The 15128-nt window shown below is 72.7% G+C and carries 12 protein-coding genes and 2 tRNA genes; 12 read left to right on the top strand and 2 right to left on the bottom strand.

The genetic code is table 11. From position 1 onward, the window contains the following. Nucleotides 1-62 precede the first annotated feature (62 nt). Nucleotides 63-1652 carry a hypothetical protein gene (locus ABS52_03990; protein ODT04752.1) on the bottom strand — a complete coding sequence of 530 codons (1590 nt, stop codon included), beginning with the start codon at nt 1650-1652 and terminating at the stop codon, nt 63-65. Nucleotides 1653-1903: 251 nt separating this feature from the next. Between ABS52_03990 and ABS52_03985 the strand changes: the two genes are divergently transcribed. From ABS52_03985 to ABS52_03930, 12 genes are all read left to right on the top strand, one after another. After that, nucleotides 1904-3682, top strand: a complete 1779-nt coding sequence (locus ABS52_03985) for a hypothetical protein (protein ID ODT04751.1) — start codon at nt 1904-1906, stop codon at nt 3680-3682. 77 nt (nt 3683-3759) lie between these two features. Next, complete coding sequence (locus ABS52_03980) at nt 3760-4881, top strand: galactokinase (GenBank protein ODT04830.1); 1122 nt, start codon at nt 3760-3762, stop codon at nt 4879-4881. A 110-nt stretch (nt 4882-4991) separates the two neighbouring features. Next, nucleotides 4992-5064, top strand: a tRNA-Gly gene (locus ABS52_03975). Nucleotides 5065-5205: 141 nt separating this feature from the next. Next, nucleotides 5206-5288: transfer RNA gene (locus ABS52_03970), tRNA-Leu, on the top strand. Nucleotides 5289-5332: 44 nt separating this feature from the next. Next, a complete protein-coding gene (locus tag ABS52_03965) occupies nt 5333-6328 on the top strand; it encodes a hypothetical protein (GenBank protein ODT04829.1) in 996 nt (331 codons plus the stop codon). Continuing rightward, complete coding sequence (locus ABS52_03960) at nt 6328-7413, top strand: aspartate-semialdehyde dehydrogenase (GenBank protein ID ODT04750.1); 1086 nt, start codon at nt 6328-6330, stop codon at nt 7411-7413. The genes ABS52_03965 and ABS52_03960 overlap by 1 nt, the downstream gene beginning before the upstream one ends. Then, complete coding sequence (locus ABS52_03955; GenBank protein ODT04749.1) at nt 7410-8768, top strand: hypothetical protein; 1359 nt, start codon at nt 7410-7412, stop codon at nt 8766-8768. The genes ABS52_03960 and ABS52_03955 overlap by 4 nt, the downstream gene beginning before the upstream one ends. Nucleotides 8769-8770: 2 nt before the next feature. After that, nucleotides 8771-9466 (top strand): hypothetical protein, encoded by a 696-nt coding sequence (locus ABS52_03950; GenBank protein ID ODT04828.1) that lies wholly within the window; start codon nt 8771-8773, stop codon nt 9464-9466. Further along, nucleotides 9463-10356 (top strand): 4-hydroxy-tetrahydrodipicolinate synthase, encoded by an 894-nt coding sequence (locus ABS52_03945; GenBank protein ODT04748.1) that lies wholly within the window; start codon nt 9463-9465, stop codon nt 10354-10356. Before ABS52_03950 ends, ABS52_03945 begins: the two co-directional genes overlap by 4 nt. Then, nucleotides 10353-11213 (top strand): 2,3,4,5-tetrahydropyridine-2,6-dicarboxylate N-succinyltransferase, encoded by an 861-nt coding sequence (locus ABS52_03940; protein ODT04747.1) that lies wholly within the window; start codon nt 10353-10355, stop codon nt 11211-11213. Before ABS52_03945 ends, ABS52_03940 begins: the two co-directional genes overlap by 4 nt. Nucleotides 11214-11215: 2 nt before the next feature. Further along, nucleotides 11216-12496 carry a 3-phosphoshikimate 1-carboxyvinyltransferase gene (locus tag ABS52_03935; protein ODT04746.1) on the top strand — a complete coding sequence of 427 codons (1281 nt, stop codon included), beginning with the start codon at nt 11216-11218 and terminating at the stop codon, nt 12494-12496. 31 nt (nt 12497-12527) lie between these two features. After that, nucleotides 12528-13193, top strand: a complete 666-nt coding sequence (locus tag ABS52_03930; GenBank protein ID ODT04827.1) for a cytidylate kinase — start codon at nt 12528-12530, stop codon at nt 13191-13193. 56 nt (nt 13194-13249) lie between these two features. Here the strand turns inward: ABS52_03930 and ABS52_03925 are convergent, their stop codons facing one another. Then, nucleotides 13250-15067, bottom strand: coding sequence for a hypothetical protein (locus ABS52_03925; protein ODT04745.1), 1818 nt, complete (start codon nt 15065-15067; stop codon nt 13250-13252). Nucleotides 15068-15128: the final 61 nt, after the last annotated feature.

Here is a 15128-nt window from a genome sequence, read left to right as displayed (position 1 = left end):
TTCGGCACGCGCTTCGGCACGCGCTTCGGCACGCGCGGCGACGCCCGGGCGCCGCGACGCGCCTAACGAACCACGCGGGGACGGGGGAGCGGGCGCGACTCGGCGGAGCCGAACAGCCGGGCATAGACGCGCAGCCCGATGGCCTGCGTGAAGGTCTTCGGGGCGTTCCCCGTCCCACGCATCGACTGCCCCACCATGTAGCTCACCTCGAGCGGAAGCGTCGAGCGCCCGCGGTACCAGGCGGCCATCGTGGAGTACGTGAATCCCGCGACGAGGCGCTGTTCGGTGCGCGCCGTTCCCGCATCGAGCGCCGACGCGTCCAGCGTCACCGACTCCCCGGCGAGGTTGGTGACCGGGAAGCTCCCCGTGTACGAATCCTCGCCCTTGCGGTAGTAGCTGTACGTGGCGCTGGCCATCAGCGCATCGGTGATCCCGATGCGCGGCGAGAACTCGCCCACGAAGTAGTCGCCCAGGTCACGTCCCACGTACTGGCGGCGGTACAGCGGAGCGAACGGGGCGTTGGGGGTATCGGTGATGCGCAGGTACTGCTCGTCGGCTTGCTGCACGCCGTAGCGCGCGACGATGGAGGCCCAGAACCGCCGGCCGAAGAGCAGGTCGGCGAAGACGCGCCCCTCGATGTCATCCTGCCCGTCGCCGGTCCCGATGTCGGCAAAGTCGTCGGGAGAGTCCAGCTGCGCCGTCCCGCGGCGATACACGCCGCCGACCGCGAGTCGGAACTTGAAGCCGCGAGAGTCGACGCGCTGCGGGGGGCGGGCCCCCAGTCCGTCATACAGGAGGATCTTGGCTCCCACCTCGACGTCGCCGATGTGCGAGCGCTCCACCGTCTCCAGCGGCACGGCACCGATGCCGAACGCCGAGTCGCTCACGATGGCGTTCAGGTCGGCCAGTCCCATCAGCGGGGCCCCGATGGGCCGTGCATCGACCCAGTTGGCCCGGCCGGACGGCGCGCCCAGGAAACCGGCGAACGCGGTGGAGAGGGAGGCGAGACGTGCGAAGACGTCGTTCTGGAGCGCCGACCCCTCGACCGGGGCGAAGCGCGCCCCCTCGCCGGCGCGCGTGCCGTAGACGCGCCCGATGGCCGAGACGACCATCGCCCCGCTCCCCGCCAGCTGCGTGGCCCGTGCGCGATCGGCGTTGATGGCGGCGCACTCCGGGGCGGCGCTTCCGGTGCAGCTGGCGAGCAGCCCCTGGAGACGGCTGACCGCCTCGCCGAGCTGGGTGGAGACGGCAAGGTTCTGCGCCCGGGCGCCCTCGTGCGCGAGCGCCGGGTTCACCCCCATCGTCCCCTCGTTGCGGCCGGGGTTCGGGATGAGCGAGACCTCGTTGCGCGTTTTCACGTAGGGGACCATCACGCCGAGCATGATGCGCCGCGTCACCCCGTACTCGAGGGAGATGGGGGTGGTGACTCGCGAGGCGTCGAAGTCGACGCGCAACCTTCCCAGCGAGCTGGCGACGTCGGTCTTGCCGGTGAGCGCCTGCAGGGCCGACGTCAGCGGACGGAGGGGCTCGAAGCGTGCCGGGCCCAGCGAGTCGAGGTCGTAGTCGACACCGAGACGTTCCACGGTCCCTTCGCTGCGCCCGTTCCCCCCGTTGCCGAACCGCTCGTTCGCGCGACCGAAGGTCGGCTGCAAGCCGATCCGCAGGACGCCGCGGGGGAGGACGGTGGCATCGTCCGACGGGCCGAGGGCGCGCTGCGCCCCGGCGACGCCCGGCAGGAGGGCGAGTGCCGGGACTATCCAAGCCGCAGCGCCTGCTCGCGCGCAACGTCGTTTGAGCTGTTGGGTCGGCACGGTAAGTTGAGGCATCTGGAAATGGCGGCCCCCGCGCCGTGCGCCACGCCGGCGCCCGGACCGAGTCCCGCATCATCGAAAGTAATTGAGCCGTGAACGCTTCGCCGATTCCCCCGATCCCCTGGCAACTCACCGGCAACCACTGGATCTCGCTCCCGTGCATCCACCCGGTCGACGGTTCCCTCCACGCGGTCGGCACGTTGCACCGGGGCGCCCGCGCGGCGGTGGAATTTGCCGGCGGGGCCGATTTTGCGAGTGGCCGTGAGCCCGCCCTGGCGCGACCGGTCCTCGCGATCGACGGCGTCGCGGTGGAATGGACTCGTACCACGCTGGCGTGGGAACGTGCCTTCGGCTGGCTCCCGACGTTCACCGCCACGATCGGTTCGCTGGTCGTGCGTGCGACCATCTTCGCTCCCTACGGGCGCGACGCCGACACGGCGGGGGCGGTGTATGCCTTCGCCTTCGAGAACCGGGGGCAGGGGAGCGTGCAGGTGACGGTGGGGCTGGAAGGGACGCTGGGGCACCGCCAGCTGCGCGTAAAGGCGGCGCGCCCGTTCGTGGATGCGCATGCGGTGCGGCGCGGCGCCACCGAGGCGGTGATCCTCGGCGGGGACGCCGTCCCCGGGCTCGTCGCCGTCGCGATCGGCGCCGATGGGGGGGCGACCATCGAGGTCCCTAACGAGCGGGAATACGCCATCCAGCGCGAGGTGCGCGTCCCGCCGGCGGGGATGGCCGAGGCGGCCTTCTTCCTCGCGGTCGGGCCGGAGGGCGATGGCGCCGAGGCGACGGTCGCCGTGATGCGTCGTCGCGGCTGGCGCTCCCTGCTCTCGGCCACGCGCGACGCCCTTCGCGCGCTGGAGCAGACCAGCGGGCACGACGGCATCGACACGATCATCAACCGCAACCTGCTCTTCGCCTACTTCTACGGTGTGGGGCGGGCGCTCGACGACGCGCATTTCTACCTCGTGCGCTCGCGCGTCCCGTGGCACTCGCGCGGCGTCACGGTGCGCGAGTGGGAGGCGCTGATGTGGACCATCCCCGCGGTGCAGCTGGCGGATGCGCCGCTGGCGCGCGAGCTGATCCTGCGCGCCTGTGAGCTGCACGGCTACTCCCCCGGCGTCGGCGTGCGCTACCTGGACGGGACGCTGTTCGAACCCGGCTTCTCGCTCGAGGGGGCGGGCGCCTACGCCCTCGCCATCGATCGCTACATCCGCGAGACCGGCGACGACCAGATCGTCGAGGAACCGATCATCGCCGATACGCTCTACGGCTCGCACGAGGACATCAGCGCCCGCCGGCACGAGGCCATCCCGCTGTACTCGACCGAGATCACCCCCGCCGGTCGTCCGGCGGCCTTCCCGTACACGCTGCACGGGAATGCCGTGGCGGCTCAGGCGCTCGACGTCTTCCGCCGCACCCTCGACGAGGAGACGGCGCGCGGCGTCGAGGACCCGGAGGCGGTGCGCGCGGCGATCCAGCGCCACTTCGCCGGTGAGCGCGGCGGCAAGCCCATCCTCATGTCGGCGGTGAACCTGGGTGGCGAGGCGGTCGCCGACGACGAGCCGGCCGCGTCGGTCGTCTGGCTCCCGATGTACGAGACGCTCGACCGCCGCGACTCCGCCTACCGGCGGACCGTGCGCTCCATCGACCTGCAACCTCGCGTCCTGGCGCAGCAGATCGCGCGGCTCCTTGGCCCGGATGCGAAGGAGGTCATGCAGTGGCTTCGGCGCGCCCCGTTGCACCAGGGGCTGGCGGCGGAGCAGGTGGACGCCGAGGGACGGGCCACGGCCGATGGCGGCGACGCCTCGCTGGCCGGGTTGCTGGCATACACCCTGTGGTACGCCGTGCACGCGCTCGGTGTCGCCCCGTGACGGGGGATGCGGGTGAGGGGGTAGGGCGAGCGCAGGTCGAGGCGCTCTTCACCCTCGCCTATGGCCGTCGGCCGGCCGTGGTCGCCTCGGCCCCCGGGCGGGTGAACCTCATCGGCGAGCACACCGACTACAACGGCGGCGCCGTCCTCCCGATTGCCATCGCCCAGCGCACGTGGGTGGCCATGGGGCACTCGCGCGACGGCGAGTCGCGGGCCGTCTCGCGCGAGCGCGGGGAGGCGGGGGCGTGGCGCCACGCCGATGCCAGGGCGGCTCACGCGTGGTGGGACTACGTGGCCGGGGCGCTGGTGGCCGCCGAAGCGTTAGGCGGCGGGCGCGGCGCGCGCGAGGTCGCGGTGGCGAGCGACGTCCCGATGGGGGCCGGGCTCTCGTCGTCGGCGTCGCTGGAGGTGGCCACCATCCTCGCCGCCCTCGCCCTCGAGGGAGTCCCGATGGACGCCGCCCCGGCTGCGGCGGGTGGCGGTGCCGCGTGCACCCTGCGCGAAGTGGCGCTGGCGGCCCACCGCGCCGAGTCCGAGTTCGTCGGCGTCGCCTGCGGGATCATGGACCAGTTCGCGAGCGCGCTGTGCCGCGAGGGGCACGCGTTGCACCTCCGGTGCGACACGCAGGAGGCGCGGGCCGTCCCCTTCGCGCGCGGCGTCCTCATCGTCGACACGCTGGCCCCCCGCGCCCTCGTCGCGTCGGCCTTCAACACCCGTCGCGCCGAGTGCGATGCGGCCCTCGCCATCCTGCGCACGCGCGATCCCGGGCTGCGGGCGCTCGCGCGCGCGACGCCGCAGGCGCTGGCCGACGCCCGGCTCCCGCCCCCGCTCGACCGCCGGGCGCGGCACGTGGTGAGCGAGAACCAGCGGGTGCACGACTTCGTGCAGGAGTGCGCGGCCGGGGGGATGGGCGAGCGCCTGGGGCGCCTCTTGAACGCGTCGCACCGGTCGCTGCGCGACGACTACGAGTGCTCCTCCCCCGAACTCGACTGGATCGTGGAGCACTGCGTGGCCCGCGTGGGGATCGCCGGGGCCCGGTTGACCGGGGCGGGATGGGGCGGGTGCGCGATCGTGGTGGGGGAGGAGGAGGCGCTGCGCAGCGTCGTCCCGGACCTCTCCCATGCCTTCGAGCGGGCGTGGGGGCGTGCCCCTCGTATCTGGCTCACCCGGCCGAACGCCGGCGCACGGATCGAGGCGTAGGCGTCGGCGTCGGCGTGCGCGCGAGCGCACGGGGCGACGGACGCGCGGCGTGGAGGGCGACAGCGCTCGTCTTGTTTGCCACGCGGCGCGACGGCTATACTTCGCGCGTCGCGGGAATAGCTCAGTTGGTAGAGCACAACCTTGCCAAGGTTGGGGTCGCGGGTTCGAGTCCCGTTTCCCGCTTCTGATCTGGAGGACGAGAAGGCGAGAAGACGGGAAGACGCGAGGGGGCGGGGCTCGTGGTCTCGTCTTTTGTTTTTTCTCATGTCGAGGCGGTGCGGTGGCTCGGCGCGCGCGGTGGCGCGCGGCTGGTCGCGCTGCGCGGCGCGGGTGGCGAAATGGTAGACGCGGGGGACTTAAAATCCCCTTCGGGCAACCGAGTGCGGGTTCGAGTCCCGCCCCGCGCATCCCCCCCTCCAAGCTTCGAGCGTCGGCGGCTATGATACGCGACATGGCAGATGTCGTTGCGCTCGCCGCCGAGCTCATGGCGATCGAATCGCCCACCGCAGGCGAAGGCAGGATCGTGGACTACGTCTCCCGCTGGCTCGTGGCCCGCGGGTGGAACGTCACCGTCCAGGAAGTCACCCCCGGTCGCGGCAACGTCTGGGCCTCGCGCGCCGGGGGCGGCGTGACGCTCTCCACGCACCTCGACACCGTCCCCCCCTACGTTCCCCCTCGGCTCGAAGGGGACCGGCTGTACGGGCGCGGCGCCTGCGACGCGAAGGGGATCGCGGCCGCGATGCTCGTCGCGGCCGACGTGCTTGCAGCTGCGGGCGAGGACCGTGTCGACCTCCTGCTCGTCGTCGGCGAGGAAAAGGGATCGGATGGCGCGCGTGCGGCCAACCGGCTCCCCGCCACGTCGCGCTTCCTCGTGAACGGCGAGCCCACCGAGAGCCGGCTCGCCCTCGGGGCCAAGGGATCGCTCCGCGTGCACCTGCGTACGCGGGGCAGGGAAGCGCACTCCGCCTATCCGCACCTGGGACAGTCGGCCATCGAGCCGATGCTCGCGCTCCTCCCCACGCTCAAGGACGTCTCCTGGCCCTCCGACCCGGGGCTCGGCGACACGACGGTGAACATCGGGACGATTCGTGGCGGGACCGAGGCGAACATCATCCCCGGAAGTTGCGAGGTGGAGTTGATGTTCCGTCTCGTTGGACCGGTGGACGAGGTGAGGGCGCAGCTCGAGGCGTGGGTGGCCGGGCGTGCCGAGCTCACCTACGGGTCGCACATCCCGGCGCAGCGCTTCCACACGATCGCCGGCTTCGAGACGTCGCCGGTCGCGTACACCTCCGATATCCCGCTGCTCGATCGCTGGGGAACGCCCCTCCTCTTCGGCCCGGGCTCGATCCACGTCGCGCACACGCCTGACGAGTTCATCGACATCGGCGAGCTGCGCGCCGCGGTCGAGGGCTACCAGCGGCTCGTGCGCGCCCTCCTCGATTCATGATGTCGCGTTCCTCGTTGAAGCCGGCCCACAAGTGGCCGGTCGCGGTGCTGGGTGCCACCGGGGCCGTCGGTCAGACCTTCATTCGCCTCCTCCAGGGCCACCCGTGGTTCGAGGTGACCGACGTCGCCGCCTCCGAGCGCTCGGCGGGAAAGACCTACGCCGAGGCGACGCGCTGGATCGAGGGGGCCATGCCGTCCGAGGTGGCGGGGTTGACGGTCTCCGCCTGCGACCCGTCGCAGGTCAGGGCCCGTATCGTCTTCTCCGCGCTCGACGCGAACGTCGCCGGTGAGGTCGAAGCCCGCTTTGCGCGCGCCGGGGCCCTCGTGCTCAGCAATGCGAAGAACTATCGCATGGAGCCCGACGTGCCGCTGGTGATTCCCGAGGTCAATGCCCCCCACCTGGCCCTGCTCGAGGGGCAGCGGCGCGCTCGCGGCTTTGCGCCTGGCGGCGGGATCGTGACCAACGCCAACTGCGCCGCGACGGTCGCCACGGTCGCGCTCGCCCCGCTGCACCAGGCGTTCGGCATCGAGAAGGTCTTCGTGACCACCATGCAGGCGGTCTCCGGCGCCGGCTATCCCGGGGTGCCGTCGCTCGACATCCTCGGCAACGTCATCCCGTACATCGGCGACGAGGAGCCGAAGATCGAGCGTGAGATCAACAAGATGCTGGGCACGCTGCACCACGGCGCCGTCGCGTTCGCCCCCTTCGCCGTCAGCGCGCACGCCAATCGCGTGGCCACGGAGAACGGGCACCTCGTCTGCCTCTCGGTCGGCTTCGGTCGCCGCGTATCGGCACCCGAGGCGTCCGAGGCGCTGGGCGCATGGCGCGGGTGTGCCGAGGCGCGCGGGCTCCCCTCGGCCCCCGAGTCCCCGCTCGTCGTCACCGACGCCGTCGATCGCCCGCAGACGCGCCGCGACGTCGGCGCCGGGCGAGGCATGACGGTCACCGTCGGGCGCGTGCGCCCGGATCCCATCCTCGACGTCAAGCTCGTCGCCCTCGGGCACAACACGATCCGCGGGGCCGCGGGCGGCTCGATCCTTAACGCCGAACTCCTCGCGGCGCAGGGGGCGATCGACGCCGCATGATTGTCGTCAAGTTCGGCGGGACCTCCGTCGGTGACGCGGCGGCGATCGAGCGGCTGGCCACCATCGTGCACTCGCGCCTTCCGCGCCGCCCGATCGTCGTCGTCTCGGCCATGGGCGGCGCCACGAATGCGTTGATCGCGATCGCCGAACAGGCCGCCGAGGGTCAGCTCATCAGCGCGATCCGTGGTGTCGAGGCACTCCGCGAGCGGCACCTGGCCGCGGCCGAGCAACTCCTCGGTGATGCCCCGCAGGCGCGCGAGGTGATGGGCGAATTGAGCGCCACGTTCGACGAACTGGCGTCGCTGGCGGAGGCGCTGTCGGTGCTGGGGCACGCCACGGCGCGCAGCAAGGATGCCATCTCGGCCAAGGGCGAGATGCTGTCGTCGCTGCTGGTCACGGCGGCGCTGGCGGCGCGCGGGATCCCGGCCGAGCACGTCGACGCCACGACGGTGATGATCACGGGCGACCGGTTCGGCAAGGCCGAGCCGCGTCCGGACCGGATCGCCGAGACGACCCAGAAGATCCTGCGCCCCCTCGTCGACCGGGGCGCCGTGCCGGTGCTGGGGGGGTACATCGGATCCACCGAGCAGGGAATCGTGACGACGCTCGGGCGCGGGGGCTCCGACTACTCGGCCTCGCTCTTCGGAGCCGCGTTAGGCGCCGAGGCGATCGAGATCTGGACCGACGTGGACGGGATGCTCACCGCCGACCCGCGCGTGGTGCAGGGGGCGCGCCTCATCGACCGGATCCGCTTCGACGAGGCCAGCGAACTCGCCTCGTTCGGGGCCAAGGTCCTGCACCCGAGCACCATCACCCCCGCCGTCCGGCTCGGGATCCCGGTGTACATCTTCAACTCGCGTCGCCCGGAGGGGACGGGGACGCTCATCACCTTCGATGCCCCCAAGCGCCCGGTAGTGGCGCTGGCGGGAAAGCAGGGGGTGACGCTGCTCCGGGTGCGAAGCCCGCGGATGCTCCTGCAGCACGGCTTCCTGCGCACCCTCTTCGAGGTCTTCGACCGGCACCGCACCTCGGTGGACGTCGTCGCCACCTCCGAGGTCAGCGTGAGCGTCACCATCGACGACGCCACGCACCTGGACACGCTGGTGGTCGACCTCTCGCCCCTGGGCGACGTCTCGGTGGAGCGCAACCGCGGCATCGTCGCGATCGTGGGGGCGGGGCTCACCGACTCCAGCGAGTCGATGTCGCGCGCGCTCGCCGCCCTCAGGGCGCTGCGCGTGCACATGCTCTCGCTCAGTGCCAGCGGCATCAACCTGACGATGCTGGTCGATGGCGACCAGGTGGCGGAGGCGATGCGCCGCCTGCACGACGAGTTCTTCCCCGACGGGACGGCGTGATCATGCGCCTCCTGGTCATCGGCGACGGGAAGATGGGGCGAGCCATCGCGCAGCTGGCGCGCGAGCGCGGGCACGACGTCGTCGGCGTCCTCGGGGCATCGGCCAACGCGGCGGGAGAGGGGATCGCGGCGCTCGCGACCCGTGCCGACGTGGCCGTCGAGTTCACCGAGCCGGCCGCGGCCCGCGCGAACGTCGCCGCCTGCATAGCGAGCGGGCTCCCCGTCGTGACGGGGACCACCGGTTGGTACGATGCCCTCCCGGCGCTCGAGGACGAGGTGCGGCGCACCGGCGGAGCGCTCTTCTGGGCGCCCAACTTCTCGCTCGGCGTCGCGCTCGTGCTCGAGCTCGCCCGTCAGGCGGGGGCGGCGTTCGCTGGCCAGCCGCAATTCGACGCCCACCTGGTGGAGACGCACCACCGCGCCAAGAAGGACGCGCCGTCGGGGACGGGCGCGGCGCTGGCGGCGGAGGTCGCGGCGGCGCTCGGGCGGACCGTCCCGGTCACCAGCGTGCGCGTGGGACATGTTCCGGGGACGCACACGCTCGTCTTCGACGGTCCGTTCGAGCAGGTCACCCTGACCCACGAGGCGCGCGACCGGCGCGTCTTCGCCGACGGGGCCCTGCGCGCCGCCGAGTGGCTGGTCGGGAAGCGGGGAGTCTTCACCATGCGCGACCTGGTGCGCGCCGAGGAGGGAACGTGAGCATGCGTCCATTGTCCGGGTGCGGGACCGCACTGGTCACGCCGTTCACGCGCGAGGGGCGCGTCGACGAGCGCGCCCTGCGCGCCCTGGTGGAATGGCAGGTCGGCGAGGGGGTGCACTTCCTGGTCCCGTGCGGATCGACGGGCGAGGCGGCGACCCTCACCGCCGAGGAGCACGCGCGGGTCGTGGCCATCACCGCCGAGCAGGTCGCGGGGAGGGTTCCGGTGGTCGCCGGCGCCGGGTCCAACGACACGCAGAAGGCGATCGCCCTCTCGCACGCCATGCGCGACGCCGGGGCCACGCACCTCCTGCACGTCTCACCGATGTACAACAAGCCGCAGCAGCGCGGGATCGTGGCGCACTTCCGCGCCATTGCCGATGCCGTCGAGCTCCCGATCGTCGTGTACAACGTTCCCGGGCGCACCGCGAGCAACATCGAGGCGCGCACCGCGCTCGAACTGGCCGCGATCCCCGGGGTCGTGGCCATCAAGGAGGCCTCGGGAAACCTGGGGCAGATCGGCGAGCTCCTGCGCGAGCGTCCCGCCTCGTTCGCCGTCCTCTCCGGCGACGACGCCCTCACCCTCCCGGTGATGGCGCTGGGCGGCGAGGGGGTGATCTCCGTGGTGAGCAATGCGACCCCGCGCCGCATGGTCGCGCTGGTCGAGGCCTGTGCCGCCGGCGACTTCGGCGCGGCGCGGGGGCTCCATCGCCAGCTCCTGCCGTGGATGACGGCCGCGTTCGTCGAGGCCAACCCGGCCCCCGTGAAGGCCGCCCTCGCCATGATGGGACGGATCGAGAACCGCCTTCGCCTCCCCCTGGTTCCGCTGGCCGAGCAGCTGCACGCCACCGTCCACGCGGCGCTCGTCACGGCGGGCGCCATGGCATCATGAGTCACCCCGCGCACGACGCCCTCGCCGCTCGCATCACCGCCCTGGCCGCCACCCCGGCCGGCACCCCGCTCGCGGACGATGCCGAGGCGGTGGTGGCCGAGCTGCTCGATCGCCTCGAGCGCGGCGAGATCCGGGCGGCACGGCGCGATGACGCCGGACGCTGGCAGGCGGTCCCCTGGGTCAAGCAGGGGATCCTGGTCGCGTTCCGCGCCGGCCGGGTCGTCACGTTGCACCCGACGGAGGGGGGCGCCTTCACCTTCTTCGACAAGCACACACTCCCCACGCGTCGCCTCACCCTCGACGACGGCGTGCGCGTCGTCCCCGGGGGATCGTCCATCCGCCGGGGCGCCTACGTGGCGCCGGGGGTGGTCTGCATGCCGCCCATGTACATCAACGTCGGCGCCCACATCGGGACCGGGACGATGGTCGATTCGCACGCGCTGATCGGTTCGTGCGCCCAAGTGGGGGAGCGCGTCCACGTGAGTGCCGCCGCCCAGGTGGGCGGCGTGCTGGAGCCGGTGAACGCCGCCCCGGTCGTGATCGAGGACGAGGTCATCGTCGGCGGGAACTGCGGGGTCTACGAGGGCACCGTCGTGCGCGCGCGCGCCGTCCTCGCCGCCGGCGTCGTCCTGACGCGCGGGACCCCGGTGTACGACCTGGTGCGCGAGACGGTCTATCGCGGCTCGGGCGACGCGCCGCTCGAGATCCCGGCCGGCGCCGTCGTCGTCCCCGGGGCGCGGGCGGTGCGTGAGGGATGGGGCGCCTCGCTCGCCCTCTCGCTCCAGACGCCGATCATCGTCAAGTACCGCGACGACAAGACCGACCTGGCCACCACCCTCGAAGGGTGGCTGCGTTAGGCATGGCGCGCGTGACCGACTCCGTGCACGGCGAGGTCCGCGTCCCGGGCGACAAGTCCGTCTCCCACCGCGCCCTGATCTTTTCCGCCTTCGCCAGCGGCACCTCGCGCGTGCGCGGCATCCTCCAGTCGGACGACGTCAAGTCCACGGCCGGCGTGCTGCGCACCCTGGGATGGGCAGTCCCCGAGGTGAGCGCGGAGATGGTCATCGACGGTGCCGGCTTCACCTCCCGTCTCCCGTCTCCCGTCTCCCGTCTCCAGTGCAACAACAGCGGCACCACCGCCCGCCTCATGGCCGGCGTCGCCGCGGCGCAGCCGTTCGCCAGCACCTTCGTGGGCGATCCCTCGCTCTCGCGCCGCCCCATGCGCCGCGTCTCGGCCCCGCTCGAGGCGATGGGCGCGCGCGTGGAGTTCCCGGACGGGCACGACGGGCTTCCCATGACCATCCACGGCGCCCCCCTCCGCGCGATCGACTGGGAACTCCCCGTGGCGAGCGCCCAGGTCAAGAGCGCCATCCTCCTCGCCGGGCTGTGCGGGCGCGTCCCCGTGCGGGTGCGCGAGCCCGCTCCCACGCGCGACCACACCGAGCGCATGCTCGCCGCGCTGGGGGCCGGTGTCACCACCCGCGACGGATGGATCGAGTTGCAGCCGGCGGATCGTCTCGCCCCGCTCGACCTCGACGTCCCGGGCGATCCCTCGTCGGCGGCCTTCTTCGTGGCCCGCGCCCTCCTGGCCGACGAGGGGAGCCTCGTGGTGCGGCACGTGCTGCGCTCCCCCTTCCGCGACGGCTTCCTGCACGTGGTCCGTCGCATGGGGGCGAGAATCGAGGAGGTGCGCGCCAGTACGGGGAGCGGCGAGCGGCGTGACGACCTCGTGGTGCACGCGGGGAGCGGACTGCGCGCCGTCGCCGTCGGGCGCGACGAGGTGACCTCGATGATCGACGAGGTCCCGATGCTCGCCGTCCTCGCCGCCCGCGCCGTCGGAACGACGGTGGTGCGCGGCGCCGAGGAGCTGCGCGTCAAGGAGAGCGACCGGATCGCGGCCGTCGTCGCCAACCTTCGCGCCGTCGGCGTCGAGGCGGAGGAGCTCCCCGACGGACTCGTGGTCCACGGGACCGAGGCCCCGTTGAGCGGACGCGTGCTCACGCACGCGGACCACCGGATCGCCATGGCCTTCGGCATCCTGGGGGCATCGCGCGGCTGCACCATCACCGTCGACGATCCGTCGTGCGTGGCCGTCTCGTACCCGCACTTCTGGGAAGACCTCGCCCATGTCGCCCGTTAGGCCGGCGCCCGCCAACTGGCGCGGAGGCCACATCGCCATCGCGATCGATGGCCCGGCGGCTTCGGGCAAGTCGTCCACCGCGCAGTGGGTGGCGGCAGAGCTCGGCTTCCGGCACGTCGATTCCGGGGCCCTCTATCGCGCCGCCACCGCCGCCGCCCTGCGCACCGGGCTCCCCGCCAGCGAGTGGACGCCGGCGTGGGTGCTCGCGCAGGCGCAACGGGTGGGGCTCGTTCCCACCGAGACCTCGTTCACCCCGCTCGTCGACGGCGAGCCGGCGAGGGACGAGATCCGGAGCCCGGAGGTGACGCGCCACGTCTCGCTCGTCGCGCAGATGCAGGTCGTCCGCGGGTGGGTCAACGCCCAGGTGCGCGAGGTGGCCCGGTCGCACGACGTCGTCTGCGACGGGCGCGACATGGGGACGGCGGTCTTCCCCGACGCGGAGCTCAAGGTCTTCCTGGTGGCCGACCCGTGGGAGCGCGCACGCCGACGGCTGGTACAGCGCCTCGGGCGTCGCCCGCTCGATGCCGAGATCGCCGAGGAGACCGACCGCCTGGTGCACCGCGACGCCGCCGACGCGACCCAGACCGTCCAGGCCAAGGACGCCGTCCTCATCGACACGACCTACCTGACGCAGGCCGAACAGGTGGAACGCATCGTGGCGCTGGCGCGCGCGACCCGGTCACGCCGCCCCGACTAGGGCGGCGCGCGCAACGGATCCTGGGCCGCGCGCGCGACCCGGTCACGCCGCCCCGACTAGGGCGGCGCGCGCAACGGATCCTGGGCCGCGCGCAGGGCCTGCTCGTAGCTCGCCAGCAGGTGAGCGCGGGAGACGAGTCCCAGCAGGTGCCCATCGCTGGCGCCGACCACCGGAATGGCCTCGTGCGGCGTGGCGCGGAAGCGCGTGGCCGCCTCGGCCAACGACGCGTCGGGCGTCAGCGGGTCGACCGCCGTGGCGAGGTCGGCGGCGATGAGCGTCGTGGCGAGTTGCGGCGCGTCGCGCATGGCCTCGCCCAGTGCCATCGGCGTCACCACGCCGATGTAGCGCCCCTCGGCGTCGACCACGGGAAGCACGGATTGCGGCTGGCGGCCCAACAGCGAGAGCGCCTGCGCGACCGTCGTCGCCTCGCGCAGCATGGCCGGCGCCGGGTCGAGGACGTCGCCCACCGTGCGCAGGCTCACGTCCGGCGCCTCGGCTGCGGCCCCCCGTCGCCGCAGCCATCCCGAATACAGCGAGTCGCGCTCGAGGCGGCGCATCAGCGTCTTGCACGAGACCACGGCCAGCATCAGCGGGAGGACGAGCGTGAAGTCGTTCGTCATCTCGAACACGAGGAGGATCCCCGTGATCGGCGCCCCGGTGGCCCCGGCCACCAACGCCCCCATCCCCGCCACCGAGTAGAGTGCCGGATCGATCCCGCGCCCCGGCAGGAGTTGCGCGCACAACGAGCCGAACGCTCCCCCCGTGGCTGCCCCCACGAAGAGCGAAGGTGTGAAGACCCCACCCGAGCCGCCGAAGTTCAAGGTGACCGAGGTCGCCAGGATCTTCCCCGCAGCGAGGGCAAACAGCGTCCACCACGGAAGCGCGCCGAACAGGTCGAGCGGTGCCGCGAGGTGAATGTCGCCGGCCAGCGCTCCCCGCGATCCGAACAGGAGGAGCCCCACCACCAGCCCGCCGATCAGCGGGCGAGCCCATCGCGGCACCTTCGATGAACGCGCGACGTCCTCGGCGGCAAAGTAGGTGCGCACGTAGAGCGCGGAGGCGAGGGCGCAGATCGCCCCCAGTACGGGGAGGAGGACCCAGATCTCCAGGAGATCCGGCCCGCCGAGCGTGGAGGGGACCGGAAAGGCGGGGGCGCTCCCGAAGAGCCCGCGTGAGACGACGACGCTCACGACGCTGGCGACCACCACCGGAGAGAACGACGCCCCGGAGAAGGCGCCGAGCACCTCTTCGAGCGCGAAGAACGCCCCCGCCAGCGGCGCATTGAATGCGGCCGCGATGGCGGCCGCCGTCCCGCACCCCGCCAGGACGCGGGTGACGGAGGCGTCGACCCGGAAGAGCCGCGCCACCCACGACCCCACGCCGGCGCCGCCCACGACGAGGGGCCCTTCGCTGCCGGCAGATCCGCCCCCGCCGATCGTGATGGCGCTCGCGATCGTCCGGGCGACGGCGGGGCGCACGGGGATGCGACCACCGCGGGACGCGACGGCGCGGATGATGTCGGGGACGTTCATCCCGTCGTGATCGTGCCCGAGGTGGCGCATCACGGCGCTGGCAGCGGCGAACGCGGCCGCGATGACGACGGGGCGGAGGGCGAGGAGGCCGAGTGGGGGGAGGAGGGTGGCTGGCGCGACGAGGAAGAGCGCGTGCGCCGCGGAGATCCCGCGATAGAAGGCGAGGACGCCCAGGGCCGTCAGCGCGCCGACGGGGACGGCGAGGATCAGGAGCACGGCCTCGTCGCTCGTCGCAACCTGGCGGAACCGCGCGGCGAGGGCGCGCCGCCCCCGGGCGACGAGGCGCAGGAGCCGGTCGAGGCGCCATCTGCGTGCGGGGAGGCGGGGGGAGGGTGAGGCCATCAGGGCGGCAAGGTAACGTGCGATTCGCGGCCCGCACCCCCGAGGCTCCCTCCCGTTGACC

Source organism: Gemmatimonadetes bacterium SCN 70-22, assembly GCA_001724275.1.
Classification (GTDB): domain Bacteria; phylum Gemmatimonadota; class Gemmatimonadetes; order Gemmatimonadales; family Gemmatimonadaceae; genus SCN-70-22.
The sequence above is the reverse complement of the archived record's forward strand: the minus strand, read 5'-3'. Positions and strand labels throughout refer to the sequence as shown.

Coding starts and splice junctions, on each gene's coding strand:
- ABS52_03955 (ODT04749.1), top strand. CDS start 7,410: ATGATTGTCGTCAAGTTCGGCGGGACCTCCGTCGGTGACGCGGCGGCG.
- ABS52_03950 (ODT04828.1), top strand. CDS start 8,771: ATGCGCCTCCTGGTCATCGGCGACGGGAAGATGGGGCGAGCCATCGCG.
- ABS52_03935 (ODT04746.1), top strand. CDS start 11,216: ATGGCGCGCGTGACCGACTCCGTGCACGGCGAGGTCCGCGTCCCGGGC.
- ABS52_03925 (ODT04745.1), bottom strand. CDS start 15,067: ATGGCCTCACCCTCCCCCCGCCTCCCCGCACGCAGATGGCGCCTCGAC.
- ABS52_03960 (ODT04750.1), top strand. CDS start 6,328: ATGTCGCGTTCCTCGTTGAAGCCGGCCCACAAGTGGCCGGTCGCGGTG.
- ABS52_03965 (ODT04829.1), top strand. CDS start 5,333: ATGGCAGATGTCGTTGCGCTCGCCGCCGAGCTCATGGCGATCGAATCG.
- ABS52_03940 (ODT04747.1), top strand. CDS start 10,353: ATGAGTCACCCCGCGCACGACGCCCTCGCCGCTCGCATCACCGCCCTG.